1 pseudogene is annotated in these 587 nt (G+C 77.3%); it reads left to right on the top strand.

The features are described 5' to 3' along the window. Positions 1 to 587, top strand: a pseudogene (locus tag G6034_RS19455) (hypothetical protein); the annotation flags it as partial.

Consider the following 587-nt stretch of genomic DNA (forward strand, 5'->3'; position numbering starts at 1 on the left):
CAGCAACCGACACCCCAGCAACCGACACCACAGCAACCGGCACCGCCGGCCCCGACACCCCCGCAACCGGCACCGCCAACGGCATGATTCCCGGCCAGCCCGCCCTGGACGCCCTCCTCGCCGGTGGCGGCCCTGGCACCCCTGAACAGCCCGGTACCCCTGAACAGCCCGGCAGCCTATACGGGCACGAGCCCGGCGGCGGGGACACCCCAGGGAACCCGGACGGCGACCGCCCCGGCAACAACCACCCGGACGGGGACACCCCAGGGAACCCGGACGGCGACCGCCCCGGCGGGGAAGGTGCAGGGGCGGCACCCCGGGAGGACGACGAGCGGGACCCGGCAGCCGTCCCCGGCAACAACCATCCGGAAAACGACGGCTGCTGGCCGCCACCGGGCCAGGGACCGGCACCCGGCTGGGCCCACGACCAGCCCGGCACGGACCAGCCCGGCACGGACCCGCCCGGCACGGACCCGCCCGGCACGGACCCGCCCGGCACGGACCCGCCGGCCCCGTGGCCGCACCTGATCGACGGGACCTGGGTCCCCGCGCCCGGCTCGGATGAAGCCCTGCCCGGCCTGGACCCG

It is taken from the genome of Arthrobacter wenxiniae (assembly GCF_013376105.1).
GTDB lineage: Bacteria > Actinomycetota > Actinomycetes > Actinomycetales > Micrococcaceae > Specibacter > Specibacter wenxiniae.